Below are 16,153 nucleotides of genomic sequence, written 5' to 3'. Positions count from 1 at the left end.
CTCTTTAAATACTTGTAAACATGAGAAAAAAATTCTTCATCTATGGATTCTTATTGTTTCTAATTGTTTTAGCAATTTATCTTTACACAAAACGAGGTTTTTTACTGGTAATTATTCTACCTATATTATTAGTGGTAGGTATTTACAACGCGACTCAAAAAAAACATGCGATTTTAAGAAACTTTCCGGTTTTGGGCTATTTCAGATATTTATTTGAAATGATTGCTCCCGAAATCCAACAGTATTTTATTGAACGATCAACTGATGGAAAACCATTCTCCAGAAACCAGCGCTCTATGGTATATCAGAGAGCTAAAAACATCGATTCAAATACACCCTTCGGAACGCAGCAAAATCTGAATCATGATAGTTACGAAGGAATAAAACACTCTATTTTTCCTGCAAAAGTTAATGAGGAATTACCTCGTGTACTGGTGGGCGGAAAAGACTGCAAGCAACCATATCTGGCCTCACTATTTAATGTTTCGGCAATGAGTTTCGGTTCGCTAAGTGAAAATGCTGTTCGTGCCATAAATATTGGTGCAAAAAAAGGAAATTTCTATCAGAATACAGGAGAAGGCGGTTTAACCGAATTTCATCTTGCAGGCGGCGGCGATATCACCTGGCAAATTGGTACCGGATATTTTGGCTGCAGGGATGCTGAAGGCAACTTCAGTCCTGAAAAGTTCTCCGAAAAAGCCAATCTGCCTAATGTAAAAATGATCGAAATTAAGCTTTCACAAGGAGCAAAACCAGGGCATGGAGGTGTACTTCCGGCAGCAAAAAACACTGAACAAATTGCCAAAATCAGAGGTGTTAAGGCTCACACCACCATTCTTTCTCCTCCCGGACATCACGCATTTTCAGACAGTAAAGGTCTTATTCGGTTTGTAGCACAACTGCGTGAACTATCGAACGGGAAACCTATCGGTTTTAAATTATGTATTGGAAATACTGCAGAATTTGAAGCTATTTGCCACGAAATGATTACCGAAAATATTTTCCCTGACTTTATTACAGTTGATGGTGCTGAAGGAGGTACCGGAGCTGCTCCTTTAGAGTTTGCCGATGGCGTGGGAATGCCGTTTGAACCTGCACTAATATTTGTAAACAAAACACTAGTTGGCTTAAACATTCGCGATAAAATCCGCATTATTGGAAGCGGGAAAATCATTTCCGGCTATTCCATTCTCCATGCAATAGCTTTGGGTGCTGATATGTGCAATAGCGCGCGTGGTTTCATGTTTTCATTAGGCTGTATTCAGGCATTGCGTTGTCACAATAACGAATGTCCGACCGGAGTAGCCACTCAAAACAAAATGCTCATGAAAGGCCTGGTGGTAACCGACAAATCCGATCGTGTGTATCATTTTCATAAAAACACCTTACATTCTGCCAACGAACTTTTAGCGGCAGCGGGTAAAAAAAGTTTTAGCGAAGTCGATATTAATATTTTCATGCGGGGTGATGAATTTGGCAATTTATCTGACAACTATTTCCCGGACAACTTAACAAATGTAACAAAACATTAAAAAAATACCTATAAAATAAAAATCAATACATAGCTTTTTTATTACATTTGTATAGATATTAACTTATTTAACCACTAAGACAAATCGTTAATCTTTTAATCAACTAAACAATTTAATCAATGCTATTAACACCCAAAGGATACCGCATAGAAATGCTTGATCACCATCAAAAAGAAAATCTGGCAAATGATTTTATTCACGGATTTAAAAATGTTTCAGAATACATTAATGGTGTTTGCTACGAAACCGTTGCATATGTTCAATATTTACTACATCCCACAAAAATTTCATTCCGTGAAATGGAAACCACTACAGGTAAACACTGGGTGGAGAAATTCACCACACAGAGAGAGTGGACAGGCGAAACAATTCCTGCCGGAACTGCCGTCGGCTTTTATCGTATCAATTCAAGTGGCTTCTTTCATTTTGCATTAGGAGCCGGAGGAACTCAAATTCGTGCCGTTAACGGATTAACACTTGGAGCAAGCTGGACCTTTGAAGTGAATCTTCCCTCTGTTCTTGGCCCAAGAAACGAAGATGGTACCTACAACTATGACAATAGCAAAATCAGAGTATATCTAATGTACCTCTAAAAACAAAAGTTTATAATTATAAAGAAATAAAAGCCCTATCCACTAATGTTATTATTTTAATAAATTCGGAAGGGCTTCTTTATTTATAACCTCTTTTGCCAAAACCGTATTATCATCAGCCAAAAAGTAAGTATCAAACCTCACACCTTCTTCAATCAATTCCTGAGGAATTTTATTCTCTTTTATCATCTTTTTCAACAAAATTGGAAATGACGAAACAGCTGCCGATTTATTAGATTCATTTTCTTTTAAATTGGTTTCAAACCTCAATTCAATTTTATCATCTTCAAGATAACCTCTTGCCGTAGTAAGCGTAATATTTTCTTCATGAAAACTCTTAGCTGTACTCTTATTATAGGTAACTACATATTCCTGAAGTTTTTGCTTTGTATTTTTACAACTAACCAATGACATTACTAAGGCCGCAGCAAATAAGGTTGGTATTATTTTCTTCATCCCGTTTTTTTATTTTTTTTTTACAATTCATTAAGCTCTAAAAGCATCTCAAGATACTAATAATCTCTCTAATTTTTAAAACTGGAAGAAAACAACCCTCTTTAAACTTTTCGATTGTATCAAACGCTTACTATTTTACCACCTTATTCTTATCTTTGTTTCACTTAAAATGCCATGTTAAAATTGAAAAAACCAAGAATCTACTACCTATTTGCATTTCTTTGTGTAATTTGCTGTGGAATTCTCTCCAGAAAAATTGCAATTATTCCGCTCTATTTTGGAGATGCGCTGTATGCCGTCATGATGTATATACTAGTCAGAATCCTGTTTTTTAACCAAAAAACCTCCATGACTGCAATAATTTCATTGATAATTTGCTACGGAATAGAATTTCTTCAGCTTTATCAGGCAGATTGGATGATTACGCTTAGGAAAACCCTTTTTGGCAGATATGTTCTGGGACAAGGCTTTTTATGGAGCGATCTTCTTGCCTATACATTGGGAATTACAACTGCTTTTATCATCGAAAAAATTATACTAAATTATACTACCTATGAAAATCGTATTCGCATCAAACAACAAAAATAAAATCCAGGAGATTCAAAGTATTCTTCCTGAAAGCATAAAAATAGTAAGTCTTGAAGAAATTGGCTGTTTTGAAGACATAGAAGAAACAGCAGACACTATTGAAGGAAATGCCATTTTGAAAGCCAATTATGTAACGGAAAAATACGGATACGATTGTTTTGCCGACGATTCAGGCTTAGAAGTAACTGCTTTAAATGGTGAACCAGGAGTATATTCAGCCCGATATGCCGGCAAGCAACGCAATGACGATGACAACATGAATAAACTTTTAGACGCCTTAAAAGACCAATCGGACCGCAGCGCCCAGTTCAAGACCGTTATTACTTTAAACTTAAAAGGAGAACAGCATTTATTTACCGGAATTGTAAAAGGAAGTATCGCTTTGGAAAAAACAGGAGATCAGGGTTTTGGATACGATCCAATTTTTCAGCCAGAAAATTACACCAAAACATTTGCTGAATTACCACGAGAAGTAAAAAATTCCATAGGCCATCGCGGAAAAGCAACTCAGCAACTAATTGATTTTCTGAATTCAACCAAATAATTGTTTAAAATACAACATTTTAGAGTACAAAATTGATTTTTCGTGACGTTTTTTTTTAGAGAATTCTTCAATTTTCGATAAAAATGATTCCACATCAAACATAACTTTTTGATAATCAAATCATAACAAATACATAATTCTTAAAAGAGCATTAGTTTATCTGAATAATTAACAGTAATTTTGCACCCTATTTTAAATACACATATGAATAAATTTGAACAATTAGGATTGAATGAATCGTTACTGAAGGCGATTTTAGATCTAGGATTTGAAAATCCGTCAGAGGTACAGGAAAAGGCGATTCCCCTATTATTGGAAAAAGACACAGATATGGTTGCGTTGGCTCAGACAGGGACAGGGAAAACGGCAGCTTTCGGTTTTCCGCTAATTCAAAAAATTGATGCTGACAACAGAAATACACAGGCATTAGTTTTATCGCCAACACGAGAACTTTGTTTACAGATTACCAACGAACTTAAAAACTACGCAAAATACGAGAAAGGTATTAATGTTGTAGCAGTTTACGGCGGGGCTAGTATTACAGAGCAAGCAAGAGAAATAAAAAGAGGAGCACAAATTATTGTGGCTACTCCGGGAAGAATGCAAGACATGATTAACAGAGGATTGGTTAACATTAAAAACATAGATTACTGTGTGCTTGATGAGGCTGACGAAATGTTAAACATGGGATTTTATGACGATATCTGCTCTATTTTATCAGATACTCCAGACGAAAAAAGTACATGGTTGTTCTCTGCAACAATGCCACAAGAGGTTGCCAGAATTGCAAAACAATTCATGAGCGAACCATTAGAAATTACAGTTGGAACTAAAAATTCAGGTTCTGCAACGGTTTCTCACGAATTTTACTTAGTAAATGCACGTGACCGTTACGAAGCCTTAAAACGTTTAGCCGATGCAAACCCGGACATTTTCTCTGTGGTTTTCTGCCGTACTAAAAGAGATACTCAGGCTGTAGCCGAAAAATTAATTGAAGATGGATATAGCGCTGCTGCGTTGCATGGAGATTTATCTCAGGCACAACGTGACGGTGTAATGAAATCGTTCCGTGGAAGACAAATTCAGATGCTTGTTGCTACTGACGTTGCTGCACGTGGTATTGATGTTGATAACGTAACACACGTTGTAAACTACCAATTACCTGATGAAATCGAAACGTACAACCACCGTTCAGGTCGTACCGGTAGAGCTGGAAAATTAGGAACTTCTATTGTAATTGTTACAAAAAGTGAGTTGCGTAAAATTTCTTCTATCGAAAGAATCATCAAACAAAAATTCGAAGAAAAATCAATTCCATCCGGAATCGAAATCTGCGAAATTCAATTGTTGCACTTAGCAAACAAAATTAAAGATACCGAAGTTGATCACGAAATTGACAACTATTTACCGGCAATCAATAATGTTCTTGAAGGTTTATCTAAAGAAGAATTGATCAAGAAAATGGTATCGGTAGAATTTAACCGTTTCATCGCTTATTACAAAAAGAACAGAGATATTTCAACTCAATCAGGTGAAAGACGCGAAAGAAACGATTCTGAACCAAGAGAATTCAACAACAACGGAGCAGTTCGTTATTTTGTAAACATCGGTTCAAGAGACAACTTCGACTGGATGTCACTTAAAGATTACCTGAAAGAAACATTAGACTTAGGTCGTGATGACGTTTTCAAGGTAGATGTGAAAGAAGGCTTCTCTTTCTTCAACACAGATCCTGAGCATACTGATAAAGTAATGGAAGTATTAAACAACGTACAATTAGAAGGACGTCGTATTAATGTTGAAATTTCTAAAAATGATGGTGGCGGAAGACGTGACCATAACGGACGCAGTGGTGGCGGACGTAGCTCTGGCGGGCCAAGAAGAGAAGGAAACTTTGCTCCAAGACGTGAAGGTTCAGGTGGCGGATTCAGAAGCGACAGAAACTCTGCTCCTAGAGAAGGTGGTTTCAGAAGCGACAGAAATTCATCTGCTCCACGAAGAGAAGGTGGTTTCAGAAGCTCAGCTCCAAGAAGCGAAGGAAGTTCAGACAGAGCTCCAAGACGTTCTGAAAGCTTTGGCGATTCTTCAAGACCAAGAAGACCAAGAAGAGATTAATACTTTAATATCTTAAAATACAAAATCCCAAATTCCGAACATCATTGGAATTTGGGATTTTTTTTTAAATCTTAGGCTCTATAAATGAGTTTTGCAATCTACAACAATGCAATTTAATCCTCCTTATTACTTTTTATTTAAATACCGAAAGCCAGACTGTTGCCTTTGTTAATTTTCTTATAATTATATTCGAAGACTGCAAAATATTTAATCCCGATTTACTACTTTTAGAGCTTTAAATCAGGATATGAAATATTTCGCAGTTTTCTTTTTTACTTTACTTTCGGCGGTTACTTTTGCACAAGACACCGAGTCTACTACTCCGCAAAGAGTTTCTGGCTACATCATCAACGACAATAGTAAACAGCCTCTTTCTAACGTAAATATCATCAACACAAACAAAGTACGCGGTGCAAAATCTGATGCTAAGGGGTATTTTGAAATTGATGTTCAGCTTAATGACACCATTCACTTCTCGATTTTAGGTTTTCAATCTTTAAGAGTCAGAGTAACCAATGACTGGATTAAAAATAAAGTAACCCGAATTCAGCTTACCGAAAAAGCAATTGCACTGGAAGAAGTAATTATCGCCCCTTTTAATCTAACCGGCTACCTTGAAGTCGATTCAAAATTAATTCCAACCAAAGAAAATTACCGTTATAGTATCTCCGGTCTTACACAAGGTTACGAAGCTGGGGAATACTCTCCAAATGCTTTTGGAAAAGTATTGGGTTCTATTTTTAATCCCGCCGATATGCTCTACAATTTCTTTGGTAAAAACACAAAAGAACTCAAGAAACTGAAGGAAATGCGAAAAGACGACACCGTTCGTAATCTGTTAGAATCGAAATTTGATCGTGAAACTGTCTCTGTACTTTTAGGAATCAGCAAAGACGAAATCCCCGAAATTCTGCAGCGCTGTAATTACTCAGATTCCTTTATACAAACCGCAAATGATTTACAGATTATGGATGCCATCAGCGGATGTTATGAACAATATAAAGTATTAAAAAGGAATTAAACTCTACTTTTAAATCAAAATATACAAATCCTCAACCTGCAAGTTTGAGGATTTTTTTATTCCTTTACATCACATTATCAAACAAATAAAACTAAAAACCATGCCTTTAATACCCTATCAAAATATAGACTGGAGCTTAATTCCTAAAACAGAACATAACGGAGAAACCGGAACAGCATATTGGCAGACATTACAATTAGAAGGGTTACGCATTCGGAGAATCACATATTCTGAAAATTATACTGCCGACCATTGGTGTCAAAAGGGACATATAGTACATTGTCTGGAAGGAGAATTAATTAGTGAACTACAGAACGGAGAAAAATTTAAACTTTCTAAAGGAATGACTTATGTTGTTTCAGATAATGCAAGCTCTCATCGTTCTATAACTACTGACAGAGTTGAACTATTAATAATCGATGGCAATTTTTTAAAATAACATTGCAAACCAATAAAAATACACAAATCTTCAATCTTCAAGGTTGGGGATTTTTTTATCCCTTTTCTGAAACAACAAGATCGTAACCTTATTATTCATTTCAAGACTTAGGATAATAAATATACTGTTTGACATTTTTTTTGACTAAATTAGACATCCTACTACTCTTGAAAATCCAGTTTACATAAAATAATACCGTGAATACCATGACAGATATTACTCAGAAAATTTTAAATTTTATCGATCTTCACAAAGGAGAAGAAAATAAAAAATCGGTAATCGAAAATATAACCAGCGCCGTTTCTTTTAGAGGATCAAACATCTGGATTCTTGCCTGCGCCATTATCATTGCCTCTGTAGGACTAAATGTCAACTCTACAGCAGTTATCATTGGTGCCATGCTAATTTCGCCTCTAATGGGACCTATTGTAGGTGCCGGTTTTGGTTTAGGAATGTATGATTTTGAACTTCTGAAAAAGTCCATGAAAAATCTGCTGATCGCAACAGTTGTAAGTTTAACCACTTCGGCTATTTATTTCTATATTAGTCCGTTTAAAGAAGCACAATCCGAATTACTGGCCAGAACTTCTCCAAACATCTATGACATTCTTATCGCCTTTTTTGGTGGTTTAGTAGGCGTAATTGCCGTGACCAGAGTCGAAAAAGGAAACCCAATTCCGGGTGTAGCGATTGCAACCGCTCTTATGCCGCCACTTTGTACTGCAGGCTACGGACTGGCCCTTGGAAATTATGCGTACTTTTTTGGTGCCCTTTATCTCTACACCATCAACTGCGTATTCATTTGTATTGCCACTTTTGTGATCGTAAAATTCTTAAATTACCCCGTTACAAAACAACTAGATCTACAACAGCAAAAAAGAGTAAAATATGGCGTTACTATACTTATTTTGCTTTTAATTATTCCGAGTATCTTTTTTGCCTATCAATTGTACGTTCAAAAAAGCTACAGTTCCCGAACAGAATTCTTTATACAAAAGGAATTCCTTGACAAAGACTACCCAATTATTTATAAAAAAATCAGATACAGCACAGCTCCTAAAAGAATTGAACTGGCTTTTTTATCCAAAAAATTCACCGATAATGAAATCATCGATCTTAATAAAAAATTAACGGAGTATGATCTTCCCAATACTAAACTGATTATCAGACAAGATACCGTTAATTTAAGAAAGGATATTATGAATCAGATCAACAACAATCAAACGGTAGTCGATCAAAAAGACCTCTTGATCAATAGTCTTCGAAATCAATTAGCATTATACCAATTCAACACTGCACAGATCAACAACGAAGCAAAAATACTTTTCCCTACTGTTACGTCTTTAAAAATTGGTAATTACAATGTTGAAGAAGAGCCCAATAAATCGAAAATAATCCCTGTAGTTCTTTTTCAAAGCAAGAAAAAAATGGATTCAGATACTAAACAAAAAATGAAACTATGGCTAAAAGAAAGACTTGCCAAAGATTCTGTTGAAGTATATCAGCAAAATAACTAACAGTAAAAATAAACCTTATATTCATTTCTATAAGCAGTTCATTATCTAAAGAAAAAACAAAAGATCAGGACTTAAAAATTGTTAAAATCGTAAAAGCAACCAAGAAAATAAAGCTAATACTCCTTCCAGATAATCCAATATATCGATCAAATATTACTTAAACTTAACCAATCTTTACTTACTGTAATAAAGTTTTATTTGGTATTCATTTCTTTGACAAAGAATAATTAAAAAACATAATCATATGAAAATAAAAAAATTTTTCTTTGCTACATTGGGAATCCTTAGTGGCTTTTTTCTTAGTGCTTTCATTATTTTAATGATCGCTTATCTCACTGGTTTTCTATCTATTAAACAAGCTTAAAATGGCAAATTATTTCAAAAAAAGTTTTATTATCGGCATAATAGCAGGCAGTTTACTCTCTCTTTCTTTCTTAGGTTATTTATATTATATAACAGAAAAAAACACAGCTCTTAGCAAGGAAATGAGTAAAAGCAAAACCTTTAAAGATCTAAAAATAAAACTAACAGATCTCAACGGAAATACTGTAGACTTAACTAAATTTTCCGATAAAACTATATTCATAAATTTCTGGGCTACATGGTGCGCTCCGTGTATGGAAGAAATGCCCGTTTTTCAGAAGGTATATAACGATAAAGAAATAAGAGATAAATATGTTTTTATACTCGTAGCAGATCATGACGCAAAAATAATACAGAATTTTAAAGCCAAAAAAGGTTATGATTTTATCTTTGTCAAAAGTGAAGTCGATTTAAAATCAAAATTAGGAGCATTACCCACAACCTATATACTTGATAATTCGTTACATATTATATTTACTAAAACAGGCTCTTTTCAAAATGACTCAGAGCTAAGGAAAGTACTAAATCAAAATAGTAAATAATAGATCTTAGTTATCCTAGTTTTATTTTTTTTTTTTACTCTTATCCTGTTTTCAGTATCAGTCACAGTTTTCAGCTTTTATTAAACTGAAAACTGTACACTGAAAACTGTGAGTTACTGCTTAACCGGTATATTAGAAAGGATTTCCAATACAAATTTCCAGTATTTCTGAGCTGACGAAATGCTGGCTCTCTCATCAGGAGAATGCGCCCCGTGAATAGTCGGACCGAAAGAAATCATATCCATATCCGGATAGTTTGTTCCTAAAATCCCACACTCCAGACCTGCATGACAAGCTACTACTTTTGGTTTCTCGTTATTTTGTTTCTCATAAATTCTAACCAAAGTATCTAAGATTTCAGAATTTACGTTTGGTGTCCAACCTGGGTAAGAACCTGAAAGTTCCACTTCACAACCTACTAATTCAAAAGCAGAACGCAAAGCATTAGCCAAATCAAATTTCGAAGTCTCAACAGAAGAACGTGTTAAACATCCTATGGTTATTTCTCCATCTTTTACAATTACTCTCGCAATATTATTTGACGTTTCTACTAAATCTTCCATATCGGCACTCATTCTGTATACTCCGTTATGAGCCGCATAAATAGAACGAATAATCCCTTCCTGAACACCTAAATCCATTACTTTCTCCGGTAAGTCGCATTTTACGATTTCAATAGATAAGTTTGGTTCAGTCGTTTTGTACTCCGCTTTAATATCATTGATGATTTCTTGCATATCAAAAATATATGCCTCATCAAACATTTCAGAAATAATTACTTTGGCTACACTTTCTCTCGGAATTGCATTTCTTAAACTTCCTCCATTAATCTCCGCTACCTGTAATCCGAAATTCTCAAAAGCATCAAACAACAAACGGTTCATGATCTTATTAGCATTCCCTAATCCTTTATTAATATCCATACCAGAGTGACCTCCATTAAGCCCTTTTACGGTAATAATATGCCCAACTGATCCTTCCGGTACCTCTTCTTCATTATAAGTTCTTGTAGCGGTTACATCAATCCCTCCGGCACAACCAATATCAATTTCATCATCTTCTTCTGTATCTAAGTTCAAAAGAATCTGTCCTTGTAAAACACCTCCTTTAAGGTTCAGGGCTCCGGTCATTCCAGTTTCCTCATCAATCGTAAACAAAGCCTCAATTGCCGGGTGTGGAATATCTTTGCTTTCCAAAATTGCCATAATTGTCGCTACTCCCAATCCATTATCCGCACCAAGTGTTGTACCACGAGCACGAACCCAGTCACCATCAACATACATATCGATTCCCTGAGTATCGAAATCAAAAACAGTATCTGCATTTTTTTGGTGCACCATATCCAAATGCCCCTGCATTACAATTGCTTTGCGATTTTCCATTCCCGGAGTTGCCGGTTTTCTGATGATTACATTTCGGATTTCGTCTTCAAAAGTTTCTAAACCTAAGCTGTTTCCAAAGTCTTTCATAAATTCAATTACACGCTCTTCTTTTTTCGACGGACGTGGAACGGCATTTAAATCGGCAAACTTATTCCATAGTGCCTTTGGTTCCAGATTTCTAATTTCCTGACTCATTATATTTTTGTTTGTAGTTTAACAATTAAGAGCCCCAAAGTTACAAAGTTTAAATGCTTTTTTCGTCACAAATTTCACGAATTAGCATTAATCTGATGGCCAAAAAACAAATTCCGCAAAACGTCTCTTTTTTTAGTTCTAATATTGTATTTATATTTACGTAATTCAAAACTAAAATTGTGAAATCGAAATACATCCTGCCCCTATTTCTTGTTGTTCAGATTATCCTCTTAAAAATTCTCCCCTTCTTTCCTGATTTTGTGGAAGGACTCTACAGCAACAACTTATACATTAGAATTTCACATTTTTCCAGAACTCTTTTAGGTAAAATTTCATTCTCTGTAGGCGATTGTATTTATGCTATTTTGATTCTATCAGCGATAAGCTGGTTTTGGAAGATTAGAAAAACATGGAAAACAAATTGGAAAGATCATGTTTTAACGATGCTGGGTAAAATTTCAATTTTTTACTTTTTTTTTCATCTCCTTTGGGCCTTCAATTATTATCGCGAACCTCTATTTGAAAAAATGGAAATCACAAAAGAATATAGTGACGCCGACTTATTAGTTTTTACAAAGAAATTGATCCTAAAAACGAACGAGATTCAACTTCTTATAACTAAAAACAACAGTGCTAAAATTGTCTTTCCATACACTCAAAAGGAAGCTTTTAGAATGAACTTAAACGGATATGAAAATCTGGCAAAAGAATATCCTTATTTCAGCTACGAGATTCCCAGCGTTAAAAAATCTCTCTTTAGTCTGCCATTAACTTATATGGGGTTTGGTGGTTATCTGAATCCGTTCACCAATGAAGCGCAGGTCAATGATTTATTACCTATGTATAATTTTCCCATAACGACCTGTCATGAAATGGCACATCAAATGGGATTTGCCAGCGAAAGTGAGTGTAATTTTATTGGGGTGCTGGCTTCGGTTAAAAATGATAATTTGTACTATAAATATTCCGGTTACAGCTTTGCTTTACGTTATTGCTTAGGAATTTGGCAGGTTAAAAATGAAACTATATTTAAACAATTAAAAAAACAAATACATCCGGGAATTCTAAAAAACTATCAGGAAAGCCAGGATTTCTGGAAACAATATGATACTTTTATTGATAAAGGTTTTCATGCTTTTTATGATAATTTTTTAAAAATAAATCATCAGAAAGACGGCCTGGAGGGTTATAGTAAATTTGTGGATTTGATGGTGAATTATTACAAAACCAGAGCATTGTAAAAGTTTACCACAAACCATACTGAAGTTTTTAACCACAGCTTAAAAAGATTCTTGCGTAAACTAATTAAAATCACTGAAATACTTTTTATTCTGAGGCACCCAAAAAAATGAGCGGCATGTTGTAACAAAATAGATCTCAATACTACTAATACTTTTATGAGCGAAAATCTAGAACAGTCATTTGTTGCGCAATTGCAGGCAAATCAGAATATAATCCACAAAATATGTAGATTGTATACTGCCGGCGAAGATGCTCACAAAGATTTGTTTCAGGAAATCACCATACAGCTCTGGAAAGCGTATCCAAAATTTAGAGGCGACAGCAAATTTTCGACCTGGACGTATCGAGTTGCCTTAAACACTGCTATTACCTTATACCGAAAAACTAAACGAACCGTATCAACCGTAGAATATGAAAGTCATCAGCATTTTATAAAAGATGTTGATTACAATTATGAAGAAGAAGAACAGATTAAATTGATGTACAAAGCGGTTTATCAGCTTAATGACATCGAAAAAGCATTAGTTTTTATGTATTTAGAAGACAAAGATTATCAAGAAATAGCTGAAACCTTAGGAATCAGCGAAGTGAATGCTCGTGTGAAAATGAACAGAATTAAAGGGAAACTTAAAAAAATACTAAATCCTTAAAAATTATTATGAAAGAACTGGATTTATTAAAAAAAGACTGGAAAAAGAACTCGGATTCTTTTGAACAAATATCGGAAAAGGAAATCTACAAAATGATTCACAAAAAATCGTCTTCCATCGTGAAGTGGATTTTAATTATCAGCATTTTGGAAGTACTGTTTTGGACCATCTCGAACTACTTTTCAAATGTAGATGCCGATCTAAAGAAAATGAACCATCCTGAGATCATTCTGGTAATGGACATTTTATTGTATTTTAATTATATCGTGATTTTTGTTTTTATCTACTTTTTCTATAAAAACTACAAAACCATCACAACTACTGTTTCTACCAAACTATTGATGAGAAGTATATTAAAAACCCGAAAAACGGTTCAGTATTATGTTTGGTACAATTTAGGCATGCTTGTCGTATCGTCTATACTCAGCTTTTTCATCGGATATGTTTACAATCCGGATATGGCAATTATTAGAGAAAAATTAGCCTTAAATGGAAAAGCAATGCTGTTCTCAATCGGCGCATTGGTACTGCTTGTACTGGTTCTATTCGGAATCTTCTGGGGTATTTACAGATTACTTTACGGAACGCTGTTACGCAGGTTATATGCAAATTATAAGGAGCTGAAGAAAATTGATTTCTAAAAAAAAGGAACTAAGGTTCTAAGTTGCTAAGGACCTAATTTTTTTTAAAACAATCTAAAATCAGAAATCTTAAATAAAATAACTAGTAATCCCATCTTCTCATTTTATTAAGCTCTTCCTGCACTTTGATTTCTTCTGCCGGAATAACTTTTAAAAATGAAGGATGCTGTTCGATTGCATATTCTACCTTTTCAACAATTTCTTCAATGGTATCGTTTTCATAATCAATTTCAAGAGGTTCTTTAATGATGAAAGACTGTAAAATTCCTTTCTTCTTCATTCGTAATCCTTTTTTATCAAAAGAACGACGGAAACCGTCAATAACAATTGGAATTACTACAGGTTTGTGCTGTTTTATGATATGCGCTGTTCCTTTACGAACAGGTTTAAATGACTTGGTTGTACCTTGCGGAAATGTAATTACCCAGCCATCTTCGAGTGCTATTCTGATATTTTCGGTATCGTTTGGATTAACATCGCGTTTTTCGGTAACATCAACACCTTTTGCACGCCAGGTTCTTTCTACTGTAATTGCTCCAACATAAGCCAAAATTCTTGGCAATAATCCGGCCTGCATGGTTTCTTTGGCAGCAACATAATAAATATTCATTTTGGGCTGCCACAAATATCCGATATTCTTAATAGTATCCTGACGTCCGCTTAAACTTGCGTTAAACACATGAAACATCGCCACAACATCAGCAAAATAGGTTTGGTGGTTCGATATAAACAAAACATTTGTATCCGGAAGCGTTTTAATAATTTCCGATCCTTCGATCTGTAATTCGTTAAAACCTCTATATCTTCGGTGAGTCATGGCTCCCAGAATACGGATCAACCATTTCTTGATGAATAATATATGTCCGAAAGGATTTCGTTTAAACAATCCCATAGCTGTCAATTGTATTATTTTATTAGGACGCAAACTTACAAAAATTATTCTTTTACCGATCCTTTAAAACAATATCTAAAATAAACCGGTAGTACTATGAATATCAAATTGTTATTTTTTATTCTTTATACTTTTTCGCCAAAAGTCGTTTTCAAAACATCTCTCAGTTCACTCAATATCATGGCAGTTGCTCCCCAAACAATATGATTTTGTATGTTAAATGCGGGAACTAAAGCATTATTTGCATAAGAAGTTGATAATGTGACTTCAATAACAATTTCGTCATTCAAAAAAACGGAGAGCGGTAATTCTATAATACTCGCTACTTCTCTGATATCCGGATAAAATAAAAGCTCTTCTTTGGAAATGCCTAAAAAAGGATGCACTAAGAAGTTGCTTGGCGGAATATACATAGGCGTAAAATGTTTGATTAGCTCTATTTTTTCGGGTGCGACGCCTACTTCTTCATGTGTTTCACGCAAAGCAGTCTCTTCATAATTTGCATCAGTCGTTTCGTATTTTCCTCCGGGGAATGCAATTTGAGATGAATGAACTCCATTGTACGCATTTCGGACAATCAATACGAGATGTGTTTTATTCTTTTTTGGATAAAACAACATCATGACCGCTGCGATACGCGGATTCTTATCTTTCAAATCAAGATTCTTCAAGGCTTCAAGGCGTTCTTTTGGAGCCATTTTAATATGAGCCAACTCCGCTGGTAATACTGCCGGAATTAAATTAGGAACATATTGCAAAAAGTCTTGAAAATCCATAAGCAAAGTTTATTTTTGTACTTTTAAATAAAATATAAATATAGTCCAGAAAACGCGGTTCTACAAGTTTTCTAAAATCAAGTCTTAAAAATGTACAGTAAAGAAGAATCACAAAAAATAAAAAGAGAATTCTGGGTGGCATTCGCCGAAAAATATCCTCGTAAATGGGTACTTTACGATACCAAAATTAAAGATTTTTCTTTTAAATTTTATGTAGACAATAAAAAAGCACAGGTTCTAATTGATATCGAACAAAGAAGCGATGAAAAACGAAATGCTTACTTTGAAAAAATTGAAGCATTAAAAAATATTCTGGAGGAAGAATTCATTAAAGATTTGGTTTTCGAAAAAAACTATACTCTTGAAAGTGGTAAAACGATCAGTCGAATCTGGGTTGAAAAACTAGGTGTTGGTTTTAGCAACCGTAATAACTGGGATGCCATTTTTGATTTCTTCAACGAAAATATGCATGCGCTCGAAATGTTTTATCTGGAATATGATGAGTTTATTAAGGATATTGATTCTTAGGGAAGGTACTATAAGATATAGAGGTACAAAGGTACAAAGGTACAAAGGTACAAAGGTGCAGAGGTGCAGAGGTGCAAGCCTTAATATCAATATAAAACGAAATAAAGAGCCCTGAATTTGACAATTCAGGGCTCTTT

General features: G+C 34.7%; 17 protein-coding genes. 13 read left to right on the top strand and 4 right to left on the bottom strand.

The features are described 5' to 3' along the window. Positions 1-20: 20 nt before the first annotated feature. Positions 21-1,532 (top strand): FMN-binding glutamate synthase family protein, encoded by a 1,512-nt coding sequence (locus tag OLM58_RS14880; RefSeq protein ID WP_264529551.1) that lies wholly within the window; start codon positions 21-23, stop codon positions 1,530-1,532. A gap of 119 nt (positions 1,533-1,651) precedes the next feature. After that, positions 1,652-2,125: a hypothetical protein gene (locus OLM58_RS14875; protein ID WP_264529550.1), complete on the top strand. Its 474-nt coding sequence runs from the start codon at positions 1,652-1,654 to the stop codon at positions 2,123-2,125. A gap of 51 nt (positions 2,126-2,176) precedes the next feature. Here the strand turns inward: OLM58_RS14875 and OLM58_RS14870 are convergent, their stop codons facing one another. After that, positions 2,177-2,581 (bottom strand): hypothetical protein, encoded by a 405-nt coding sequence (locus OLM58_RS14870; RefSeq protein ID WP_264529549.1) that lies wholly within the window; start codon positions 2,579-2,581, stop codon positions 2,177-2,179. 174 nt (positions 2,582-2,755) lie between these two features. Between OLM58_RS14870 and OLM58_RS14865 the strand changes: the two genes are divergently transcribed. The 7 genes from OLM58_RS14865 (at position 2,756) to OLM58_RS14835 (ending at position 9,710) form a co-directional block, all read left to right on the top strand. Further along, on the top strand, positions 2,756-3,169 hold the full coding sequence (locus tag OLM58_RS14865; protein WP_319802348.1) for a DUF2809 domain-containing protein: 414 nt from the start codon (positions 2,756-2,758) through the stop codon (positions 3,167-3,169). Further along, positions 3,135-3,713, top strand: coding sequence for a non-canonical purine NTP diphosphatase (locus OLM58_RS14860; protein WP_264529548.1), 579 nt, complete (start codon positions 3,135-3,137; stop codon positions 3,711-3,713). The genes OLM58_RS14865 and OLM58_RS14860 overlap by 35 nt, the downstream gene beginning before the upstream one ends. Positions 3,714-3,917: 204 nt before the next feature. Continuing rightward, entirely contained in the window at positions 3,918-5,828 is a 1,911-nt protein-coding gene (locus tag OLM58_RS14855) for a DEAD/DEAH box helicase (protein WP_264529547.1), read from the top strand. A gap of 247 nt (positions 5,829-6,075) precedes the next feature. Continuing rightward, on the top strand, positions 6,076-6,849 hold the full coding sequence (locus OLM58_RS14850) for a carboxypeptidase-like regulatory domain-containing protein (RefSeq protein ID WP_264529546.1): 774 nt from the start codon (positions 6,076-6,078) through the stop codon (positions 6,847-6,849). A gap of 100 nt (positions 6,850-6,949) precedes the next feature. Next, positions 6,950-7,288, top strand: coding sequence for a DHCW motif cupin fold protein (locus OLM58_RS14845; protein WP_264529545.1), 339 nt, complete (start codon positions 6,950-6,952; stop codon positions 7,286-7,288). Between the two features lie 206 nt (positions 7,289-7,494). Continuing rightward, the gene (locus OLM58_RS14840) at positions 7,495-8,805 is read left to right on the top strand and encodes a TIGR00341 family protein (RefSeq protein ID WP_264529544.1); all 1,311 of its coding nucleotides are present in this window, start codon (positions 7,495-7,497) and stop codon (positions 8,803-8,805) included. A gap of 365 nt (positions 8,806-9,170) precedes the next feature. Beyond that, the gene (locus OLM58_RS14835; RefSeq protein WP_264529543.1) at positions 9,171-9,710 is read left to right on the top strand and encodes a TlpA family protein disulfide reductase; all 540 of its coding nucleotides are present in this window, start codon (positions 9,171-9,173) and stop codon (positions 9,708-9,710) included. 113 nt (positions 9,711-9,823) lie between these two features. On the opposite strand, the gene OLM58_RS14830 is transcribed toward OLM58_RS14835, so the two are convergent. Next, positions 9,824-11,287, bottom strand: a complete 1,464-nt coding sequence (locus OLM58_RS14830) for an aminoacyl-histidine dipeptidase (RefSeq protein ID WP_264529542.1) — start codon at positions 11,285-11,287, stop codon at positions 9,824-9,826. A 179-nt stretch (positions 11,288-11,466) separates the two neighbouring features. On the opposite strand from OLM58_RS14830, the gene OLM58_RS14825 reads away from it, so the two are divergent. From OLM58_RS14825 to OLM58_RS14815, 3 genes are all read left to right on the top strand, one after another. Then, a complete protein-coding gene (locus OLM58_RS14825) occupies positions 11,467-12,528 on the top strand; it encodes a DUF3810 domain-containing protein (protein ID WP_264529541.1) in 1,062 nt (353 codons plus the stop codon). Positions 12,529-12,684: 156 nt separating this feature from the next. Then, positions 12,685-13,179 carry an RNA polymerase sigma factor gene (locus tag OLM58_RS14820; RefSeq protein WP_089481356.1) on the top strand — a complete coding sequence of 165 codons (495 nt, stop codon included), beginning with the start codon at positions 12,685-12,687 and terminating at the stop codon, positions 13,177-13,179. 8 nt (positions 13,180-13,187) lie between these two features. After that, complete coding sequence (locus tag OLM58_RS14815) at positions 13,188-13,820, top strand: hypothetical protein (protein WP_264529540.1); 633 nt, start codon at positions 13,188-13,190, stop codon at positions 13,818-13,820. Between the two features lie 82 nt (positions 13,821-13,902). Here the strand turns inward: OLM58_RS14815 and OLM58_RS14810 are convergent, their stop codons facing one another. Beyond that, positions 13,903-14,712, bottom strand: coding sequence for a lysophospholipid acyltransferase family protein (locus tag OLM58_RS14810; RefSeq protein WP_017497352.1), 810 nt, complete (start codon positions 14,710-14,712; stop codon positions 13,903-13,905). Between the two features lie 125 nt (positions 14,713-14,837). Next, on the bottom strand, positions 14,838-15,488 hold the full coding sequence (locus OLM58_RS14805) for an NUDIX hydrolase (protein ID WP_264529539.1): 651 nt from the start codon (positions 15,486-15,488) through the stop codon (positions 14,838-14,840). 90 nt (positions 15,489-15,578) lie between these two features. Between OLM58_RS14805 and OLM58_RS14800 the strand changes: the two genes are divergently transcribed. Further along, positions 15,579-16,016: a DUF4268 domain-containing protein gene (locus OLM58_RS14800; RefSeq protein ID WP_264529538.1), complete on the top strand. Its 438-nt coding sequence runs from the start codon at positions 15,579-15,581 to the stop codon at positions 16,014-16,016. The last annotated feature ends 137 nt before the right edge of the window (positions 16,017-16,153 follow it).

The organism is Flavobacterium sp. N502540 (assembly GCF_025947365.1).
Taxonomy (GTDB): domain Bacteria; phylum Bacteroidota; class Bacteroidia; order Flavobacteriales; family Flavobacteriaceae; genus Flavobacterium.
The sequence above is the reverse complement of the archived record's forward strand: the minus strand, read 5'-3'. Positions and strand labels throughout refer to the sequence as shown.

Bases quoted from the DNA above. Each gene is read 5' to 3' on its own strand.
- OLM58_RS14805 (WP_264529539.1), bottom strand. From the start codon at position 15,488: ATGGATTTTCAAGACTTTTTGCAATATGTTCCTAATTTAATTCCGGCA.
- OLM58_RS14830 (WP_264529542.1), bottom strand. From the start codon at position 11,287: ATGAGTCAGGAAATTAGAAATCTGGAACCAAAGGCACTATGGAATAAG.
- OLM58_RS14855 (WP_264529547.1), top strand. From the start codon at position 3,918: ATGAATAAATTTGAACAATTAGGATTGAATGAATCGTTACTGAAGGCG.
- OLM58_RS14845 (WP_264529545.1), top strand. From the start codon at position 6,950: ATGCCTTTAATACCCTATCAAAATATAGACTGGAGCTTAATTCCTAAA.
- OLM58_RS14800 (WP_264529538.1), top strand. From the start codon at position 15,579: ATGTACAGTAAAGAAGAATCACAAAAAATAAAAAGAGAATTCTGGGTG.
- OLM58_RS14820 (WP_089481356.1), top strand. From the start codon at position 12,685: ATGAGCGAAAATCTAGAACAGTCATTTGTTGCGCAATTGCAGGCAAAT.
- OLM58_RS14860 (WP_264529548.1), top strand. From the start codon at position 3,135: ATGAAAATCGTATTCGCATCAAACAACAAAAATAAAATCCAGGAGATT.
- OLM58_RS14815 (WP_264529540.1), top strand. From the start codon at position 13,188: ATGAAAGAACTGGATTTATTAAAAAAAGACTGGAAAAAGAACTCGGAT.
- OLM58_RS14875 (WP_264529550.1), top strand. From the start codon at position 1,652: ATGCTATTAACACCCAAAGGATACCGCATAGAAATGCTTGATCACCAT.
- OLM58_RS14870 (WP_264529549.1), bottom strand. From the start codon at position 2,581: ATGAAGAAAATAATACCAACCTTATTTGCTGCGGCCTTAGTAATGTCA.
- OLM58_RS14880 (WP_264529551.1), top strand. From the start codon at position 21: ATGAGAAAAAAATTCTTCATCTATGGATTCTTATTGTTTCTAATTGTT.
- OLM58_RS14810 (WP_017497352.1), bottom strand. From the start codon at position 14,712: ATGGGATTGTTTAAACGAAATCCTTTCGGACATATATTATTCATCAAG.
- OLM58_RS14835 (WP_264529543.1), top strand. From the start codon at position 9,171: ATGGCAAATTATTTCAAAAAAAGTTTTATTATCGGCATAATAGCAGGC.
- OLM58_RS14865 (WP_319802348.1), top strand. From the start codon at position 2,756: ATGTTAAAATTGAAAAAACCAAGAATCTACTACCTATTTGCATTTCTT.
- OLM58_RS14850 (WP_264529546.1), top strand. From the start codon at position 6,076: ATGAAATATTTCGCAGTTTTCTTTTTTACTTTACTTTCGGCGGTTACT.
- OLM58_RS14840 (WP_264529544.1), top strand. From the start codon at position 7,495: ATGACAGATATTACTCAGAAAATTTTAAATTTTATCGATCTTCACAAA.